Raw genomic sequence first — 19,163 nt, 5'->3', positions numbered from 1 at the left:
GAGCAGGCCGGGAAGGCCTGGGCATGGGGACCGCCGAGCAGGCGGTCCACGCCACTCCACGTACAGCGAGTGAGCCTACGAGCTGAGTGATACCGCCCGTAATGCACCATCCTTGCACATAGGCGACTGATCGTTGCGCGGATGCGTCCTGAATGGTCCTTTGTTGCGCGGGGATGATCGATCAGTGCGCAGGTGATCCCGACCCGCATTCTTGACACTTCGTCAGATCTGGCGCAGCGTGCCGCCATGGACCTGGACGTGCTCTACGAGATCGACGTGCCGCGGCCCTGGCGGGGAGCCCACCCCCACGGCCAGCGGGCCGCCGAGCAGCGCGCCTACCGGGAGGCGGTGGAACAGATCCGGCTCGCCGACCGGATGGGCTTCCGTACCGTCTGGGCGGTCGAGCACCACTTCCGCGAGGGCCGCTCGCACTGCCCGGCCCCCGAGGTCCTCCTCGGGCACCTGGCCGGGCTCACCGAGCGGATCCGGCTGGGCTTCGGCGTGACCCTGACCCCCTTCGCCTTCACCCCGCCGCAGCGCATCGCGGAGAAGGTCGCCACCGTCGACGTGCTCTCCGGGGGCCGGGTGGAGTGGGGCACCGGCCGGTCCACGCCCATGGAACAGGCGGCCTTCGGGGTGGACCGGGAGAAGTCCCGGGACGACTGGCGCGAGGCCATAGAAATCGTGACCGGAATGTGGCGCGAGGAGTACTTCGCGTACGCATCGGAGCGTTTTTCCTTCCCGCGCCGCATGGTCACCCCCAAGCCCGTGCAGGATCCGCACCCGCCCGCCTGGATGGCGGCCACCTCCCCCGGCTCCGCGGAGGTCGCGGGCGGGCACGGCCTCGGGCTGCTGTCCTTCTCGATCATGCAGCCCCTGGAGGCGATGGCCGCCCAGGTGGCCGCCTACCGGGCCGCGGCCGCCGCCCCGAGCCCCCTCACCGACGTCACCACGAACCGGGTCGCCGCCTACACCCTCGTCCACGCCACCCCGCCGCGCACCGAGCCGGACCCCCGGGTCTGGGACTCGGTCGCCTGGTGGTACTCCAACCTGGCGCAGTTCACCCTGGACTGGGAGCTGCCGCACCTGAGCCCCGAGGAACGCGAGCGCACCTTTCCGCTGCTCACACCGATCCTCGAAGGGAACGTACCCGTACGGGAGTTCAGCGACGGGGACATGATCCTCATCGGGGACGCGGAGACGATCGTCGCCAAGGCCAAGCGGTACGCGGACCTCGGCGTCGACCAGCTCATCTGCTACGTCCAGTGGGGGTACCTGGAGCACCGGGAGATCCTGCGGACCCTGGAGATCCTGGGCAAGGAAGTCATCCCGGAGCTGGCCCGGTACACCCCGCGGAAGGCCTCCGCGTGAGCGGGGGCCCGGCCACCGCGTCCGACCCCGACACCTCCCCCGTCCCCGACTACGCCGCCCTGTGCCGGCTCGACGGCCGCGCCCTGGTCCTGCTCGGCGCGGGCAACGGCATCGGCCGCCAGACCGCCCACGCGCTCGCCGCGGGCGGAGCCCGCGTGCTGTGCGTGGACGTGGACGAGGAGCGGGCCCGGGCGGTCGCCGCCGAGACCGGGGGCGTCCCGTACGCCGCCGACGTCACGCGGCGCGAGGCCGTACGGGAACTCTTCGCCGCGGCGCCGGAGCTGCTCGGGGGCCGCCCGGTCGGCGGGGTCGTCGACATCGTCGGCATGGCCCGGTACGCCGCGCTGCCCGAGCTGGACGACGAGGGCTGGGACTGGCATTTCGACCTGGTGCTGCGGCACGCCTGGCTGGCCGTCCAGTACGGCGGCGAGGCCGTCGCCGCCGCCGGCGGCGGACCGCTGGTCTTCGTCGCCTCCGTGTCCGGGCTCACCGCCGCCCCGCTGCACGCCGCGTACGGGGCCGCGAAGGCCGGCCTGATCTCCCTGGTGCGCTCGGCGGCGGTAGAGCTGGGCCCGCGCGGGGTACGGGTCAACGCGGTGGCACCGGGGGTGGTGTGGACCCCGCGGGTGGCCGCCCTGCTGGGTCCCGAGGGGCGCAGGCTGAACGCGGAGAACGCCCCGCTGGGCCGGGTCGCGGAGACCGGGGACATCGCGGCCGCGCTGTACTTCCTGGCTTCGCCGCAGTCCTCGTACATGACGGGCCAGACGCTGGTCGTGGACGGCGGCGTCGGCGTGAAGTTCCCGTACCCGACGGTCGGAGGCGCACGATGAGCACACGGGAAGCCGGGCCGGACACCGGCTCGGACACAGGCGTCGGCACGGGCCTCGGCACGGGCGCGGCCGCGGAGGCCGGGCCCTGGCTGGACCCCGCGCCCTTCCTGCGCGGGGTGGCCTGGCTGGACGGGGGCGGCCGGCCCGTGCGGGCCGACCCGGCCGACACCATGCGGCTGCCCTGGGACACCGGGGAGCGGGCCACGCTGCCCATCGGGGTGCGCCTGGAGTTCACCGCGCCCGGCACCCGCGCGGTGGAGATCCACTACCGGGCGACCGTGCCCGGCCCCACCGACGCACTGCGCGACCTGGCCCACGGGTTCGCCCTGTGGGACCGGCACGGGGTGGTCACCGAGCTGTACACCGAGCCCGCCGCCGAGGCCGTCGTACGCATCGAACTGCCGGGCGGTTCCGGCCCGTTCACCATCCACCCGCCCGAGACCCAGTCCCCGCTGATCCTCGCCCTGCGCGGGATCGGCGGCCCGCTCGCCCCCGCACCGCCCGCCACCCGCTGGGTGGTGCACGGCGACTCCATCACCGAGGGCTGGTGGTCCACCCGGCCAGCGCACGGCTGGCCCGCGGTCGCCGGGCGGGCGCTCGGCTGGGACACCGTCAACCTCGGCTACGCCGGCGCCGCGCGCGGGGAGCTGGCCTGCGCCGAACAGCTCGCGGGACTCCCCGCCGACGTCCTCGCCCTCGCCTTCGGCACCAACTGCTGGTCCCGCGTGCCCTTTTCGGCTCCCCTGCTGTACGAGACCACCCGCGCGTTCCTCGAACTGGTCCGCCAGGGCCACCCCCGGACACCGCTGCTCCTCCTCTCCCCCGTGCTGCGCCCGGACGCGGAGCGCACCCCGAACAAGCTGGGCGCCACCCTGGGCGCCCTGCGCGACGCGATGGAGCGCGCCACCCGGGAGCGGATCGCCGCCGGGGACGAGCGGCTGGTGCTGCTGCCGGGGCGGGAGCTGCTGGGCCCCGAGCACTTGGCGGACGGGCTGCACCCCAACGACGCCGGGCACCGCACGCTCGGCCTCGCTGTGGCCACGGCCGTGAAGCGGGCCGGGTTCGACTTCGGCTGAGTGAAACAGCCCACACCGGAGGGATTGAACAGACCGGCCCCGCCCGGGCGTGTCCTGCACAAGTTGCCGCCGCTCCGCTCCACTCGGATGGATGGATGCGGCGGCGCAGGCAGGGACACACACGTGGGAGAGATCACGATGGGCATCAAGCTCGGAACCACCCTGGCGGCCGTGGCGGTCGTCGTCGCACTCACCGCGACCGCGTGCGGCGGGAGCGACTCGGCGGGCGACAACGCCCAGCCGGCCGGAGCCGTCGCCGCTCCCTCCCAGGCCCCGTCCTCGGGCGACGGCTACGGCTACGGCTCGGGCTCCGACGCCGACACGGCCGGCGCCGCCCGGCCCGGCGGCCAACTGGCCGTCGCCCAGGACGAGAAGCTCGGCCCCGTCCTCGCCGACAGTGCGGGCTTCACCCTCTACCGCTTCGACAAGGACACCGCGAAGCCGTCCAAGTCCTCCTGCGACGGGGACTGCGCGAAGGTCTGGCCGGTGGTCGCGGCCGGCGACGCCACCGCCGCGGCGGGCACGGACCCGTCGCTGCTGGGCGAGGTGGTCCGTAGCGACGGCAGCAAGCAGCTGACGGTGGCGGGCTGGCCCGTGTACCGGTACAGCAAGGACACCGAGGCGGGCGACACCAACGGGCAGGGCGTCGGCGGCACCTGGTTCGCGGCGGCGCCCGACGGCAAGAAGGCGGCGAAGGGAGCCCCCGCGCCCGGCGGCGCCGGCCAGGCCGCCGGCGCGCTGACCGTGGCCAAGGACCCGAAGCTCGGCGACCACATCGTCGACGGCAACGGGATGACGGTCTACCGGTTCAAGCCCGACACCGCGTGGCCCATGGTCTCCAAGTGCGAGGGCGACTGCGTGGCCAAGTGGCCGGTGGTGCCGCCGGTGGACCAGGCGAACGCCAAGGGGATCATCCAGAAGAACTACCTGGTGCTCGACCGCCCCGACGGCAAGAAGCAGCAGACGGTGAACTGCTGGCCCGTCTACACCTTCACCGGCGACAAGAAGGCCGGCGACGTCAACGGGCAGGGCGTCGGCGGCACCTGGTACGCGGTCGCCCCCGACGGCAAGCTCATCACCGTGCAGTAGGCCGGCCCCTGAGACCGGCCCCTGAGACCGGCCCCCGAGACCAGCCCCGAGATCGGCCCCTGCGACCGGTCCTCCGAACCAACCGACCGCGCGGCCCCCGCCTCCCCTCCCCCCGGGCGGGGGCCGCGCACCGTTCCGCCCCGGCCGGGCGGAACCTAGACTCCGCATCATGCTGCGCGTACTGGCCGTCGACGATGAGAAGCCCCTGCTCGAAGAGCTCCTCTACCTGCTGCGCTCGGACCCCCGGGTGCTCAGCGCCGAAGGCGCCTCGGACGCCACCGAGGCGCTGCGCCGGATCACCCGGGCGCTGGAGAGCGGCCCGGACGGGGCCGACGTCATCGACGTGGTCTTCCTCGACATCCACATGGCGGGGCTGACCGGTCTGGACATCGCCCGGCTGCTGGCCGGGTTCGCGCGGCCGCCACTGATCGTGTTCGTCACCGCGCACGAGGGGTTCGCCGTACAGGCCTTCGACCTCAAGGCCGTGGACTACGTGCTCAAGCCGGTCCGGCCGGAGCGGCTGGCCGAGGCCGTGCGGCGGGCCTGGGCGCAGTCCGGCCGGTCCGGTGAGCAGCCCGCTCCGGCCGCCCCCGAGGCCGGGCCCGCCGGAGCGTCGGCCCGCACGGCCGCCTCCGAGACCGCCGGGGCGCCCGTCGCGCCCTCCGCGGCCGTCCGCGGCGCGGACCGGGCGCCCGAGCAGATCGCCGTCGAACTGGGCGGAGTCACCCGCTTCGTGGCGATCGCGGACATCGCGTACGTGGAGGCCCAGGGCGACTACGCCCGGCTGCACACCGACGAGGGCAGCCACCTGGTACGGATTCCGCTGTCCACACTGGAGGAGCGGTGGGCGGCCCGCGGATTCGTCCGCATTCACCGCCGCCACCTGGTCGCGCTGGCCCGCATCGACGAACTGCGCCTGGACTCGGGCACCACCACGGTCCGCGTCGGCGCGGCCGAGCTCCAGGTGAGCCGCAGGCACGCGCGGGAGCTGAGGGACCTGCTGATGCGCCAGGCGATGGGCTGACCCCACGACGTGCGAGGATTCGGGCGGACCCGGCGGTGGGCCGGTCCGATGAAAGGTACCGCGACATGGCAGCAGGATTTTCGGACTGGAAAGTCAACCGGCAGTACGCCCAGGGCGACAGGGTCTCCTACCAGGGGAAGCAGTACCGCTGCCTGGAGGCGAACAAGTCCAACTCCGCGACCAACCCGAAGACGGCCGTGAAGCTCTGGCAGCAGTACCGCGTCTGAACGCCCTCCGAAGGCCGACCGAAGGCCGACCGCCGGCCGTCGCCGGGCCGTCCGAACGCGCCCGGCCGACCGTCCGGCGCGCGGACGGGCCGTTCACCGCTCCCACAGGGGCGTACGGCGACCGGGCCCGGCCGTCGGCCGCAGCGGTGGCCGGGACACCCACCCGGGCGGGCCCCCGCGGGTATCGTGGATCTTCGGCCAGGGGAGGAAGCGGATGTCCGAAATCCAGGCGCTGCTCGACGCGCTGACCGGACTGCCCCGCACCCGGCCGGCCGGTCCCGCCGAAGCCGAGGTGCTGCTGGCCCGCCTGCGGAGCGCGGCCGCCCGCTGGGCCGACGTCCTCTACGAGGCCCACGAGGGCGCGTACGGGCACCTGCCGCCGCGGGCCGAGGCGGCCCTGACGCTGGCCTTCCGGCGCGCGGAGGAATCGTACGTGGAGCTGGAGATCGCCCTGCGGGACTGCGCCGGGCACCGCGATCCCGCCCGCTGAGGCATATCCGGCCCGGCCTGCGGGCGGGCCTGTCGCCGCTCGGGGCGCGTGCGTAGACTCCCGTGACCCCGGCACGCGGCCCGGGCCCCCGGCACCCACCCGCCGGCCCCGGCGCGCGACCGGTACCCGACACCCGACTCCCGACACCCGCGCAGGGCCGCGCCCGCGCCCCAGCCGAAGGACCCGCCGGTGAACCAGACGTACGCGCTGACCGCCGTCGCCGTCGTCGTCCTGGCCACGGTGCTCGTCGGCGCACTGGGCCTGCGGATCTCCCGGACCACCTCGGACTTCTACGTGGCTTCGCGCACGGTCGGCCCGCGCCTCAACGCGGCGGCCATCAGCGGCGAGTACCTCTCGGCGGCCTCCTTCCTCGGCGTGGCCGGGCTGGTGCTGCTCCAGGGGCCGCAGATGCTCTGGTACCCGGTGGGCTACACCGCCGGGTACCTGGTGCTGCTGGTGCTGGTCGCCGCCCCGCTGCGGCGGTCGGGGGCGTACACCCTGCCCGACTTCGCCGAGGCCCGGCTCGAATCGCAGGCGGTGCGCCGGATCGCGGTGCTGTTCGTACTCGGCGTCGGCTGGCTGTACCTGCTGCCGCAGCTCCAGGGCGCGGGCCTGACCCTGGAGATCCTGACCGGGGCCCCGCACTGGGTGGGCGGGGTGGTCGTCGCCTGCGTGGTGACCGCGGCGGTGGCGGCCGGCGGGATGCGGTCCGTCACCTTCGTACAGGCCTTCCAGTACTGGCTGAAGCTCACCGCCCTGCTGGTGCCCGCGTTCTTCCTGCTGGCCGCCTGGGCGGGCGACGGCGCCCCGCGCGCCTCCTTCGACGCCCCGGCGGTGTTCCGCGAGCACACCGCGGTCACGCTGGCCGAGGACGTACGGCTGTCCCTGGACGCGCCGCTGACGGTGACGGTGACCGGCCAGGTGGACGGGCAGGCGTACGCGGGGCAGCCCGTGACCCTGGGCGCCGGGCAGCATTCCGTACGGGCGCACGCGCGGCTGGAGTTCGCCCCGGACTCCGCGGTGCCGCAGGGCCGGGCGGAGGCCGGACCCGGCGTGTCGAGCTGGTCGGAGCCGCTGTCCGGGGACCGGCCCGAGCTGCGGCTGTACGCGACGTACGGGCTGATCCTCGCCACCTTCCTCGGGACCATGGGGCTGCCGCACGTGGCGGTGCGCTTCTACACGAGCCCGAACGGGAGGGCGGCGCGGCGCACCACCCTGGTGGTGCTCGGCCTGGTCGGCGCCTTCTATTTGCTGCCGCCGGTGTACGGCGCGCTGGGCCGTATCTACGCCCCGGAGCTGGCCCTGACCGGGGAGGCGGACGCGGCGGTGCTGGTGCTGCCGGCCCGGGTGGTGGGCGGGGTTGCCGGGGAGCTGCTCGGGGCGTTGCTGGCGGGGGGCGCGTTCGCGGCGTTCCTGTCCACGGCTTCGGGGCTGACGATGGCGGTGGCGGGGGTGCTGCACCAGGACGTGCTGCCTTCGCGCGGGGTGCGCAGTTTCCGGGTCGCGGTGCTGGTCGCGATCCTGGTGCCGCTGGCCGGGACCGTGGCCGTGCCGGAGGTGCCGGTGGCGGACGCGGTGGGGCTGGCCTTCGCGGTGTCGGCGTCGTCCTTCTGTCCGCTGCTGGTGCTGGGGATCTGGTGGCGCGGGCTGACGCCGCCGGGGGCGGTGGCCGGGCTGGTGACGGGGGGCGGGGCGGCCTTGAGCGCGGTGCTGGCGACGCGGGCCGGGCTGGCTCCGGCGGGGTGGGCGAACACGCTGCTGGCATGGCCGGCGGTGTGGTCCGTCCCGCTCGGCTTCCTGACGATGGTGCTGGTGTCGCTGGGCACGCGCGGGCGGATCCCGCCGGGGACCGCGGCGACGCTGGCGCGGCTGCACCTGCCGGAGGACGTGGCGGAGTCGGCCCCCGCGGGCGGCGGAGCCGGGGGCGCGGCTGTCGCTGCCGCCGGGAAGGGCGATGCTCTGTGACCGGAGCAGCGCATCGGGACGAGAGCGGCGCTCTGATCGTGGCGCGGTGCTCCAAGGCCGGAGCGGAGCTCACGGCCGTCGGCGGGGCGTCGCCCTGGAGCACCTCCCGGAGCACCGCTCACAGCCGCGCCCGGTGCACTCCGACCGGAGCAGTGCTCTCGACGAAGGGCGGCACACCATGAACGGAGCACTGCTCCCGATGCTCGTCGCGGCCGGCGGGGCGCTGTTGCTGGGGCTCGGCTGGGCCGGAGGCCGGTGGCACGCCCGCCAGGGCGAGCGCGCCCTCGGCCTCGACCTCGGCAGCCCCGTCGAACGGGCCACCTTCCACACCCTGCACACCGCCTCCCTCGCCGCTCCCCCGCTGCGCGCCGGCCTCACCGAGGACGCCGCCCGCAAGGCCGCCCGGCGCCTGCGCTCCCTCCTCGGGACCGAGGCCCTGTGCCTGACGGACCGCGAGAGCGTCCTCGCCTGGGACGGCCCGGGCGCCGACCACCACGAACGCCGTGCGATGGCCCGGGTCGCGGTGATGCTGGACTCGGGGCGCAGCCAGAGCGTGCGCACCGAGTGCGAGCGGCCCGACTGCCCCCTCAAGTGGGCCGTGATCGCCCCGCTGACCGGGGAGGACGGCATGCTGGGCGCGCTGGTGGCCTACGGGTCGCGGGAGTCGGCGGTGCTGGTGCGGGCCGCCACCGAGGTGGCGCGCTGGGTGTCCGTGCAGCTGGAGCTGTCCGAGCTGGACCGTTCGCGGACCCGGCTGATGGAGGCCGAGATCAAGGCGCTGCGCGCGCAGATCTCCCCGCACTTCATCTTCAACTCCCTGGCGGCGATCGCCTCGTTCGTGCGCACCGATCCGGAGCGGGCCCGGGACCTGCTGCTGGAGTTCGCGGACTTCACGCGCTACTCCTTCCGGCGGCACGGGGAGTTCACCACGCTGGCCGAGGAGTTGCGGTCCATCGAGCAGTACCTGGCGCTGGCCGGGGCCCGGTTCGGGGAGCGGCTCAAGCTGACCTTGCAGGTGGCGCCCGAGGTGCTGCCGGTGGCGCTGCCCTTCCTGTGCCTGCAGCCGCTGGTGGAGAACGCGGTCAAGCACGGGCTGGAGGACTCCACGCAGGAGTGCCGGATCACCATCGCGGCCCGGGACGCGGGCGCGGAGGCGCTGATCACGATCGAGGACAACGGCGTCGGGATGGATCCGTCCCTGCTGCGCCGGATCCTGGCCGGCGAGCAGCCGGGCTCCTCCTCGGGCATCGGGCTGCCCAATGTGGACGAGCGGCTGCGGCAGGTCTACGGGGACGGCCACGGGCTCGTCATCGAGACGGGCGTGGGCGCCGGCATGAAGATCACGGTCCGGATTCCCAAGTACCGTGCGGGGGTGCACAGTTCGGCCCCGCCTGGCCGAATCCCCCGGCGCTGACCGGACCCCGGGCTGCCATCCGCAGGAGGGTGCGCAGGGCCCGCAGAGCGCGGTACGTACGGGATGTGACCGTGCCGGCGGGTACTCCGAGCTCCTGGGCGGCCTCGCAGACGCCGGCCCCGCGGAAGTAGATGGGCAGGAGCACGGCCCGGTGTTCGGGGCTCAGTAGGCGCAGGGCTTCGCGGACGTCGAGGACGGCGACCGACCGCTCGGTGCGGTCCTCGACGGCCGGCGACTGCTCCAGCCCGTCGGGGCCGACCTCGGCCGGGCGCGACCGGCGGGCCCGGCGGGCGTCGATGGCCACCCGCCGGGCGACGGTGTACAGCCAGGGCCGCATGGAGGCGTGGGCGCTGCTCTCCAGGGCTTCGGGATGCTTCCACGCGCGGAACAGGGTCTCCTGGACGAGGTCCTCGGCGCGGTGGCGTTCACCGAAGGTGAGGCCGAGGAGGAAGCCGCGGAGCGCCTTGCCGTGCTCCTTCTCCAGCCGGGCGAGGGCGTACGCGTCGGTGCGGCGGCGGCACGGCGGCACGCGAACGGCCCCGCCGCCCGTCCGGGCGGACGGCGGCGGGGCCGCGCGGGAGGGGCCGGGGCCGTGGGAAGCGGCCCGGGCGGGGCTCAGCCCTGTGGCTCAGCCCTGGGAGACTCAGCCCCGGGACTCAGTCCTGGGACGGGGTCAGCACCACGAAGTCGGCGTTCGACGGGTCGAGGCAGACGGCCAGCCGGCCGACGCCCTCGGCGTCCGCGGGCCCCATCTGCACGCTGCCGCCGCGCGCGGTGACCTCGGCGACCGCCGCGTCACAGTCTGTGACGTGGAAGACCGGGTGCCAGTACGGCCGTCCGCCCGCCACGGCCAGGTCCTCGGCGGTGAGTTCCATGAGCCCGCCCTGCATGCGCCCCTCGGGCAGCCCGGCAGGGGTGATCAGGGTGTACGTGCCCTCGCCGCCCGGCATCTGCATATCGCTGAACTGCCAGCCGAAGACGCCGCCGTAGAACTCCCGGGCGGCCGCTGCGTCGCTCGTGTACAGCTCGGTCCAGGACAGGGAGCCCGGCTGGTCCACGAGGTCGACGCCCTTGTTCTGTCCGGGCTGCCAGACGGCGAACTGGCCCCCCATCGGGTCGTCGTACTGCGCCATCGTGCCCCACTCGTCGAGCTGCCTCGGCTCGACCCGGACGGCGCCTCCGGCGTCCCGGACGGCGCGGGTCGTGGCTTCGGCGTCGGGGACGCTGTAGTAGATCATCCAGGCCGGGCGGGCGCCCTCCTCGGTGAGCTTGCCCAGTCCGGCGACGATCTTGCCGTCCTTCCTGAACATGCCGCCTTCCCCGCCGTCGGGGGCTTCCCCCTCGCCCATGGACTCGTACTCCCACCCGAGGACGGCTCCGTAGAAGGCCGCCGCGGCGGGGACGTCGGGTGCGCCGAGGTCCAGCCAGCAGGGGGAGCCGGGGACGAAGTCAGTGGTGATCATGACGGGCTGCCTTTCGCGGTTCGGGTACGACCAGCGTGGCACCGCGCACCTGCCCCCGCCCGCTGTGACGGCGGACAGCACTGCGCCGGGGCCCCACGGGGACCCCGGCGCAGTGGTGTGGCAGTGACTAGCTCCAGCTGGCGTGCAGCGGCTTGCCCTCGGCGTAGCCCGCCGCGGACTGGATGCCGACGACGGCCTTCTCCTCGAACTCCGCGAGGGAGGCGGCACCGGCGTAGGTGCAGGAGGAGCGGACGCCCGCGATGATCGAGTCGATCAGGTCCTCGACGCCCGGGCGGGCCGGGTCAAGGAACATCCGCGAGGTGGAGATGCCCTCCTCGAAGAGACCCTTGCGGGCGCGGTCGTAGGAGGACTCCTCCGAGGTGCGGTTCTGGACCGCGCGGGCGGAGGCCATGCCGAAGGACTCCTTGTACAGGCGGCCGTCGGCGGCCTGCTGGAGGTCGCCCGGGGACTCGTACGTACCGGCGAACCAGGAGCCGATCATGACGTTGGAGGCACCGGCGGCCAGGGCCATCGCCACGTCGCGCGGGTGGCGGACGCCGCCGTCGGCCCACACGTGCTTGCCGTACTTCTTCGCCTCGGCCGCGCACTCCAGCACCGCGGAGAACTGCGGGCGGCCCACACCGGTCATCATGCGGGTGGTGCACATGGCGCCCGGGCCCACACCGACCTTGATGATGTCGGCGCCGGCGTCGATCAGGTCCTTGACGCCTTCGGCGGCGACGATGTTGCCGGCCACGATCGGGACCTGCGGGTCGAGGGCGCGGACGGCCTTGATCGCGTTGATCATCGATTCCTGGTGGCCGTGCGCGGTGTCGATGACGAGCGTGTCCACGCCCGCGTCGAGCAGCTGCTTGGCCTTGGCCACGAAGTCGCCGTTGATGCCGACGGCGGCGGCGATGCGCAGCTTGCCGTTGGCGTCGGTGGCGGGGGTGTACAGGGTCGCGCGCAGCGCGGCCTTGCGGGTGAGGATGCCGACGAGCTTGCCGTCCTTGTCGACGGCGGGGGCCAGCTTGCGGTGGCCGGCGTCGAGCTTGTTGAAGGCCTCGCGGGGGTCGATGTCGGCGTCGATGAGCAGGAGCTCCTTCGACATGACCTCGGAGAGCTGGGTGAAGCGGTCCACGCCGGTCAGGTCGTGGTCGGTGACGACGCCCACCGGGCGGCCGTCGGCGTCGACGACCACGCCGGCGCCGTGGGCGCGCTTGGGCAGCAGCGACAGCGCGTCGGCGACGGTCTGGGTGGGGGCCAGCGTGATCGGGGTGTCGAGCACGAGGTGGCGGGTCTTCACCCAGGAGATCACGTCGGTGACGACGTCGATCGGGATGTCCTGCGGGATGACGACGATGCCGCCGCGGCGGGCGACCGTCTCGGCCATCCGGCGTCCGGCGATGGCGGTCATGTTGGCCACGACCAGCGGAATGGTGGTGCCGGTGCCGTCAGGCGCGGAAAGGTCGACGCCCTGGCGGGAACCGACCGCGGAGCGGCTCGGCACCATGAATACGTCGTCGTACGTCAGGTCGTACGGCGGCTTCAGGTCATTGAGAAAACGCACGTGCTGAACATCCCAGTCGATCGGAGGTGACCCCGACAGGGCAGTCGAGGAACGCACGTACTTCATTCTCACACGACCTGGAGTTCACACCGCCCCGGCGAAACGTCCATGACATGTGGGGCCGGATGGTCGGTTCCTACGGGACCTTCGTCCTGCGGTCGGGTGCGGGCGGGGCCGCCCGGCCGTGGACGGCGCCCTTGCTCCAGGCGAGCGGGAGAATCGTTCCGGCGTACCGCACGGCCGTGAACTCGGCGGCGATGGCGAGCGCGGTCTCCTCGGGGGTCGCCCCGCCGAGGTCCAGGCCGATCGGTGAGCGCAGCCGGGCCAGCGCGGCCGCCGGCACGCCCTCCGCCCGCAGCCGCCGCGCCCGCTCCTCGTGGGTGCGGCGCGAGCCCATGGCTCCCACGTACCCGAGGGGCAGCCGCAGCGCGAGCGTCAGCAGCGGGACGTCGAACTTGGCGTCGTGGGTGAGGACGCACACGGCCGTACGGGAATCCAGGCGGCCCGCTTCCCACTCCGCGGCCAGGTGCCGGTGCGGCCAGTCCACGACCACCTCGTCCGCGTCGGGGAACCGGGCGGGGGTGACGAAGACGGGCCGGGCGTCGCACACCGTGACCCGGTAGCCGAGGAAGGCGCCGATGCGGGTGAGGGCGGCGGCGAAGTCGATGGCCCCGTACACCAGCAGCCGGGGCCGCTCGGCGGCCGATTCGACGAGCAGGGTCAGCGGCTGCCCGCAGAGCCCGCCGGCCGTGCCCAGCTCGGCGGTGCCGGTGCGGCCGGCGGCGAGCCAGCCCCGGACCCGCTCGGCGGCGGCCCGGTCCAGTTCGGCGCCCCCGCCGAGGCGGCCCTCGTAGGAGCCGTCGGCGTGCACGGCGATGGCCCGCCCGAGCTGCTCCGGCGCCCCCTGGACCACCCGGCCGAGCGCGGAGCGGGCTCCGCGGCAGGCGGCGTCGAGGACGGCGCCGATGACGGGCCGCACGGGGTCGTGCCGGCGCACCGGGGTGATCAGGACGTCGAGGACTCCCCCGCAGGTCAGCCCCACTGCGAAGGCGTCGTCGTCGCTGTATCCGAAGCGGTGCACGCCGCTCTGCCCGGAGGTGATCGCCTCCAGGCACAGCTCGTGCACGGCGGATTCGACGCAGCCCCCGGAGAGGGAGCCGAGCGCGGTCCCCCCGGTGTCGACGGCCAGGGAGGCGCCCGGGCCGCGCGGTGCGCTGCCGCTGACGGCGACCACCGTGGCCACCGCGAAGTCCCGTCCGGCGGCGCACCACGCGCGTAGTTCTTCGGCGATGTCGAGCATCAGCGGATGTACTCGCGGCGCGGGCTCTGCCCGGGGATGACCGGTCTCGGCGGCAGCACCGGCGGGCCGGCGGCGTGGGCGGCGACCGTAGGGACGGTCCGGGCCGGGCCGGGGTACGGCGCGGGCGGGGACGGGTGGGGTCCGCGCCCGCGCGCGCCCAGCAGCATCGCGGCGTGGGCGACGCTGGCGAGGGTGGCGTGGTGGTGCCAGCCGCGGAAGGAGCGGCCTTCGAAGTCGCGGATCCCGGCGGGTTCGCAGACCTCGGTGAAGTCGAGCGCCACCCGGTCGGTGAGTTTGGCGAGGAGGAACAGCTGCGCGAGCGGCCGGTCTCCGATGTTGGTGATCCAGAACTCCGAGGGCAGCAGGGCGGCCTCGGTCCAGGCCCCGACGAGCAGCAGCGGGGTGGGCGGCGCCGGTACGAGGCGGTCCTCGCCGGGGGTGGCGAAGATGGCGGCCGAGGTGAGCAGGGTGACCGCTCCCTCGGCGCGGCCGTGCCGGGTCCATTCGACGACGCGGCGCTGGGAGCGCAGGGAGTCGATGAGCTCGCGGGCCGGCGCGGTGTGCGGGCCGGGTTTGTGCCGTCCCGCCCCGCCGAAGGAGACGGGCAGGGTGCCGTCCACTTTGAATACGAAGGGGATGTCCTGCACGGCGAACGATTCGATGCACTGAGGCAGTTCGCTGTTGGAGACTTCCATCACCACGGGCCTGCGCTGGAGTTGCCAGGTGGCGGCCATCCGCTGGACCGCGTGTACCGCGTCCTGGGCGGGGGTGAGGGAGCGGGCCGTGTCGGGGATGCCGGCCCGTCGGCGCCGCAGCAGTTCCGCCGTCCAGGGACCGGGGAGGGTGAGGGTCCATTCGACGGGGAAGCCTGCATCGCTGGAGGTGAGCCAGATGCCGCTGGCCTGCTGGCAGTTGGCGGTGCGGCCCAGCTGGGGGACGAACTGTCTCCCCACTCCGACCGATCGGTCGCCGGCCTTCTCGATGACCATGGGCTGCACCACCCAGGCCAGCGGGCGCTGCGCGGTCCGTTCGAGGTGCTGGGCGAGGGAGCGGCGGACGGGGGTCCAGTCCCAGGGGGACTTGCTGATGAACTGCTGGAGGCTCTGCTCGACGGAACTGGCTCCGGTTCCGGCGATGTTACGAATTGTTTTCTTGCCGTTGGTCCGCACGAGCCCGTTCAGGTATACGCGGGCCCAGTTTCGCTGGTCCCGCCGGGGTAACGACTCGAAGAAGAGCGAGATCAGAACATCGATCAATTCGGAGATTTCCTTCGTGGATTCCTCCGGCAGGACTACGCGAGCCATCTGGGCCTCCCCCGCGACCAGCTAGATCCATGACCCTACTTGACCGCGGATAACGGCCGTAGGTCCCGGCGGCTACTTCCTGAGGTCGCTGGCAGTTTCGAGCCGCTCTTCCTCTACCACGAGGGGGATGGGGATCTGGTTCGCCGCATAGTAGAGCGCGATCAGGAAGTGGGCGACGAGAGTGAGCGGAGCGGAGACGAAGGCCAGGACGACGGTCAATGGGTAGGCGATCGCACCCAGACCGAAGCGGACCCTGGTGGCCCGGGCGCCGGCCTTGTCCACCTGATCGTGGAAGAGGTGTCCGAGCCGGGTGACATACCACCAGAAGGCCAGGAACGCCAAGGCGTAGGCCACCGTCAGCAGACTGTAGAGGACGGCCGCCGCATTGGCCGATCCGCCCTCCTCCATGAGGTGTTCGGCGAGCACGTTGGTCGTGTACGGGACCACGGAGACGACCATCAGGACCAGGAGGTTCAGGAAGAGCAAAGGACGGTCGACGCGCTTGATGTGACTGAAGATGGTGTGGTGGTTCACCCACATGACGCCGATGATGAGGAAACTCACGACATAGGCGGCATAGTGCGGCCACTGCTCGCGCACTCCGTGCCAGAAGTCGGATCCGGTTTCTTCCGGAACTTTCAACTCCAGGACAAGGATGGTGATGATGACGGCGAATACGCCATCACTGAATGCCTCGACCCGGCCGGTTTCCGTTTCCATGACCTCCCCTTCACGCTTCTTGCATATATCTACGGCTGCCGCACATACGGGGAGGGCGTGCATCCCCACCCTCCCCGCACACGCTACCCAGATTTCTCCAATCAGCCGCCGAATCCGGCGGTCTGCCGCCAGATCCGGCCATCGCGGACGACGAGCGTCCCGAACGCGTGCTCCGGTTCTCCGTTCAGATTCATGATCGCCCGGTAGAAGATGGTGTCGTCGGTCTCGACGTACTCCTGGAGCTCCACGAGCGTGGGCTTCACCGTCAGGTATCCGGTGAACGTCTCGCGCACCGCGTCGATGCCGACGGAGACGCCCTCGAAGCGCAACAGCACGGCGTCGTCGGTGTAGTTCTTCATCACCGCCTCGATGTCCAGGGCGGCGAGCGCGTCCATCTGCCGGACGAACACCGGGTGCAGCGTGGAGATGTCGTACTTGGGCATGTCGACTCCCTTTCAACTCTTCGACGTCAACTCTTCGATGGAGATGGATCGGTGGAATCCGCCGGCTCCCCGGCCGGCACGGCACAGGACGCATCGGTCCCGGTCAGCGGCAGCCGGACGGTCATCCGGGTCTCCCCCGGGCGCGAACGGGCCGTGATCGAGCCGTGGTGGCGCTGGGTCACGATGCGGTAGCTGAGGTGCAGGCCGAGGCCCGTGCCCTTGCCCACGTCCTTGGTCGTGTAGAAGGGTTCGAAGATCCTCGGGAGGGATTCCTCGGGGATGCCCGAGCCGGTGTCGGCGATCTCCACCACCAGGCAGACGCCTTCGACCCGGGCGCGCAGGGTGAGGGTTCCGGCGCCCTCCATGGCGGCCGCGGCGTTGTCCACCAGGTTCGTCCACACCTGGTTCAGCTCGCTCGGGTAGCCCGTCAGTTCGGGCAGGTCCGGTTCGTACGAGCGCACGATCCCGATCCCGGCGAGCTTGGCGCGCAGCACGACCAGCGTGTTCTCCAGTCCCTCGGTCACGGCGAAGCGCTGCTCGGGGGCCCGGTCGAGATTGGCGTAATCCCGGGTGGCCGAGACGAGCTGGGAGATCCGCGGACCGGCCGCCCGCAGCTCGGCGGCGAGCGACCGGACCTCCAGGAGGGACGCCAGGTGGTCCAGGGCCGCCGGCAGGGCCCGCTCGCCGATCCCCTCCAGCCGCTCCAGCAGCCCGCCCAGGTCCAGTCCGAGGTCGGAGACCCCGGAGCCGAGCAGCCAGGCCCGTTCCGCACCCGCCTCCTCGGCCCAGTCGGCGATCTCCTCCTCCGCGTCCGCCTGGGCCAGCGGATCGGTGACCACCGGCGGCGCCGCCTTGTCCAGCTCGTCGGCGAGCTGTCCGAGGACGGAGCGCTCGGCACCGGTGGCGGCCGCGCCCCAGGCCTGGGCGGTGCGCGTGAGCTGGTCCAGGGCGGGCGCCAGCTCCTGCGCGGCCCGGGCCACGGCGGCGGCGGGATTGTTCAGCTCGTGCGCGAGGCCCGCCGCGAGGGTGCCCAGCGCTTCGACGGTGGCCCGTTTGCGGGCCTGGACCTCGGAGGACTTGATGCGCCAGGCCAGTACCGGGATCAGGACGGCGGCCACCCCGTGGCAGCGGGTCAGCATCTCGAAGAAGACCGGCTTCCCGTACGCCACCACGGTGGTGGCCGGTCCGCTCGCCGCGGCCGTGGCCACGTACGCCCCGTCCGTCAGCAGCGGCAGCTCGCCGGTGAACCGGTGGGCGGCCGAGGGTTTGCCGTCGTGGTCCTCGGCGGCCGCGCTCTCCTCCTCGGTGGAGTGCCGGGTCAGGACCTCCTCGCGGCCGTCGACCACCTTGGTGACCACCAGCCCTCCGGAGAGCAGGACGTGGAAGCCCGTGGCCTCCTCGCCGTCCCGGAAGAGGACCTCGCCGTCGGCGAGCACCCGGGGTTCGGAGACCGAGACCAGCCAGTCCAGCTGCTCCTCGGTGAGCCCCTCGAAGATCTCCAGCCCGCGCAGGGCGGTGCGCAGCGCGGGCGCGTCCGGGATCCCGCTCATGCGGTCCTCCCCTGCGTCCTGTTGCGGGCCGCCAGCCGCAGGGTGGCCAGGAGGGCGAGCGCGCACACCGCGGCGACGGTGGCCATGAAGCCGACCGAGGTGCGGTGCAGCCCGTGGATGTTGGTGAGCAGTCCGGCGAGCACGGCCGGGACGCTCATCGCGAGGTACGCGAACACGTAGACGGCGGCGGTCAGTTCGCCCCGGTGCGCGGGCTCTGCCAGGGCGCTCAGCGCGCGGAAGGAGCCGAGGAAGGCCGCGCCCCAGCCGGCTCCGAGCACCGCGGTGGCCACGAGGAACACGGGGGCCGAGCCGAGCCCGAGTGCGAGGAGCACCAGGGCCAGTCCGCCGAGCAGGCCGAGCAGGCCGAGGACGGCGGTGCGCAGCGCCTCGGTGCGGCCCAGCAGGAGCTGCGCGGCGGTGGCGGCGCCGGCGAGGAGGGCCACGGTGGCTCCGCCGACGAGGTAGTTGGCGCTCTGGAGCAGGGAGAGGGCCAGGTGCGGGCCGAGCGAGAGGTAGAAGCCGCCGACCGACCAGACGGCCACGATGGTCAGGATCAGCACGGCGAAGCGGCCGCGGACGGCGGCGGGGATGTGGATCCGGTGCGGGGCCAGCTTGAAGCGGCCCCCCTCCGCCCGGCCCGCCTCCCCCCGGCCCCCCTCCGCCCGCCCCGGGGCGCTCTCCGGCATCCGGGCCACGCCGACCAGCGAGACGGCGAAGGCCCCCACGAGCAGCAGGTAGGTCAGGACGGTCGGGGCGGGCGCGTACTGCACCAGCAGCCCGGCCCCGATGCCGCCGAGGCCGATGCCGACGGTCGGCCCGGCGCTGTTGACCTGGGCGCCGAGGGCGGGCCGGGAGCGCGGGGCGAGTTCCAGCAGGGCGGCGCCCACGGCCCCGGTGGCCAGGCCCACCGCGAGCCCCTGCACGGCGCGGGCGGCGAGCAGCAGGCCGAGCCCCCGGGCCGAGGCGAACAGCCCCATGGAGACGATCGCGAGGACCAGCCCCGTGGCGAGTACGGGCCGTCGGCCGAGGGTGTCGGACAGCGAGCCGAACAGCAGGAGTCCGGCGAGCACGGTGACGGCGTACAGGGCGAAGACCACCGTGATCGTGCCGGAGGACAGGCCCCACTCCTGCTGGTAGAGCACGTAGAGGGCGGAGGGGACGGAGGAGGAGAGCATCAGCAGGACGAGGACCGCGCCCACCACCCAGAAGCCGGAGCTTCCCGGTGCGTCTGCGGCGCCGGCGGCTGGACGCAAGGTGACCCCCGTGGTGGTCGCGGACGGCGCGGTCCGCGCTGTCGTGGGCAACGGTTCCACTGCTTCAACTCCCC

General features: G+C 73.3%; 18 protein-coding genes. 9 read left to right on the top strand and 9 right to left on the bottom strand.

The window, feature by feature from the left end:
- Positions 1-246 precede the first annotated feature (246 nt).
- From ACZ60J_RS26260 to ACZ60J_RS26220, 9 genes are all read left to right on the top strand, one after another.
- Positions 247-1,371, top strand: a complete 1,125-nt coding sequence (locus tag ACZ60J_RS26260) for an LLM class flavin-dependent oxidoreductase (protein ID WP_469685469.1) — start codon at positions 247-249, stop codon at positions 1,369-1,371.
- Positions 1,368-2,201 (top strand): SDR family NAD(P)-dependent oxidoreductase, encoded by an 834-nt coding sequence (locus tag ACZ60J_RS26255; protein ID WP_469685467.1) that lies wholly within the window; start codon positions 1,368-1,370, stop codon positions 2,199-2,201. The genes ACZ60J_RS26260 and ACZ60J_RS26255 overlap by 4 nt, the downstream gene beginning before the upstream one ends.
- Positions 2,198-3,277: a GDSL-type esterase/lipase family protein gene (locus ACZ60J_RS26250; protein ID WP_469685465.1), complete on the top strand. Its 1,080-nt coding sequence runs from the start codon at positions 2,198-2,200 to the stop codon at positions 3,275-3,277. The genes ACZ60J_RS26255 and ACZ60J_RS26250 overlap by 4 nt, the downstream gene beginning before the upstream one ends.
- Positions 3,278-3,415: 138 nt before the next feature.
- On the top strand, positions 3,416-4,366 hold the full coding sequence (locus ACZ60J_RS26245) for an SCO0930 family lipoprotein (protein WP_469685612.1): 951 nt from the start codon (positions 3,416-3,418) through the stop codon (positions 4,364-4,366).
- Positions 4,367-4,535: 169 nt separating this feature from the next.
- Positions 4,536-5,390 carry a LytR/AlgR family response regulator transcription factor gene (locus tag ACZ60J_RS26240; RefSeq protein ID WP_469685464.1) on the top strand — a complete coding sequence of 285 codons (855 nt, stop codon included), beginning with the start codon at positions 4,536-4,538 and terminating at the stop codon, positions 5,388-5,390.
- Positions 5,391-5,455: 65 nt separating this feature from the next.
- Entirely contained in the window at positions 5,456-5,617 is a 162-nt protein-coding gene (locus tag ACZ60J_RS26235) for a carbohydrate-binding protein (RefSeq protein ID WP_469685462.1), read from the top strand.
- A 214-nt stretch (positions 5,618-5,831) separates the two neighbouring features.
- Entirely contained in the window at positions 5,832-6,107 is a 276-nt protein-coding gene (locus ACZ60J_RS26230) for a hypothetical protein (RefSeq protein WP_469685460.1), read from the top strand.
- A 189-nt stretch (positions 6,108-6,296) separates the two neighbouring features.
- Positions 6,297-8,072, top strand: coding sequence for a sodium/solute symporter (locus ACZ60J_RS26225; RefSeq protein ID WP_469685458.1), 1,776 nt, complete (start codon positions 6,297-6,299; stop codon positions 8,070-8,072).
- Between the two features lie 178 nt (positions 8,073-8,250).
- Entirely contained in the window at positions 8,251-9,486 is a 1,236-nt protein-coding gene (locus tag ACZ60J_RS26220; RefSeq protein ID WP_469685456.1) for a sensor histidine kinase, read from the top strand.
- Here ACZ60J_RS26220 and ACZ60J_RS26215 read toward each other — a convergent pair.
- The 9 genes from ACZ60J_RS26215 to ACZ60J_RS26175 all read right to left on the bottom strand — a co-directional run bounded on the left by ACZ60J_RS26215 (position 9,413) and on the right by ACZ60J_RS26175 (position 19,140).
- On the bottom strand, positions 9,413-10,015 hold the full coding sequence (locus tag ACZ60J_RS26215; RefSeq protein ID WP_469685454.1) for a sigma-70 family RNA polymerase sigma factor: 603 nt from the start codon (positions 10,013-10,015) through the stop codon (positions 9,413-9,415). The genes ACZ60J_RS26220 and ACZ60J_RS26215 overlap by 74 nt on opposite strands.
- 127 nt (positions 10,016-10,142) lie before the next feature.
- Positions 10,143-10,949: a VOC family protein gene (locus tag ACZ60J_RS26210; RefSeq protein WP_469685452.1), complete on the bottom strand. Its 807-nt coding sequence runs from the start codon at positions 10,947-10,949 to the stop codon at positions 10,143-10,145.
- Between the two features lie 127 nt (positions 10,950-11,076).
- Complete coding sequence (locus ACZ60J_RS26205; RefSeq protein WP_469685451.1) at positions 11,077-12,519, bottom strand: GuaB1 family IMP dehydrogenase-related protein; 1,443 nt, start codon at positions 12,517-12,519, stop codon at positions 11,077-11,079.
- A gap of 136 nt (positions 12,520-12,655) precedes the next feature.
- Positions 12,656-13,819, bottom strand: a complete 1,164-nt coding sequence (locus ACZ60J_RS26200) for an XdhC family protein (RefSeq protein ID WP_469685449.1) — start codon at positions 13,817-13,819, stop codon at positions 12,656-12,658.
- Complete coding sequence (locus ACZ60J_RS26195; RefSeq protein ID WP_469685447.1) at positions 13,819-15,123, bottom strand: IS701 family transposase; 1,305 nt, start codon at positions 15,121-15,123, stop codon at positions 13,819-13,821. The genes ACZ60J_RS26200 and ACZ60J_RS26195 overlap by 1 nt, the downstream gene beginning before the upstream one ends.
- Positions 15,124-15,195: 72 nt before the next feature.
- On the bottom strand, positions 15,196-15,843 hold the full coding sequence (locus ACZ60J_RS26190) for a TMEM175 family protein (RefSeq protein ID WP_469685446.1): 648 nt from the start codon (positions 15,841-15,843) through the stop codon (positions 15,196-15,198).
- A 101-nt stretch (positions 15,844-15,944) separates the two neighbouring features.
- Positions 15,945-16,286, bottom strand: a complete 342-nt coding sequence (locus ACZ60J_RS26185) for a nuclear transport factor 2 family protein (protein ID WP_243334431.1) — start codon at positions 16,284-16,286, stop codon at positions 15,945-15,947.
- Between the two features lie 26 nt (positions 16,287-16,312).
- On the bottom strand, positions 16,313-17,836 hold the full coding sequence (locus tag ACZ60J_RS26180) for an ATP-binding protein (RefSeq protein ID WP_469685445.1): 1,524 nt from the start codon (positions 17,834-17,836) through the stop codon (positions 16,313-16,315).
- Positions 17,833-19,140, bottom strand: a complete 1,308-nt coding sequence (locus ACZ60J_RS26175) for an MFS transporter (protein WP_469685443.1) — start codon at positions 19,138-19,140, stop codon at positions 17,833-17,835. Before ACZ60J_RS26175 ends, ACZ60J_RS26180 begins: the two co-directional genes overlap by 4 nt.
- Positions 19,141-19,163 lie beyond the last annotated feature (23 nt).

Source organism: Streptomyces sp. NPDC104226 (assembly GCF_055584085.1).
Note: the sequence above shows the minus strand (reverse complement) of the source record. Positions and strands in the feature narration are given on the sequence as shown.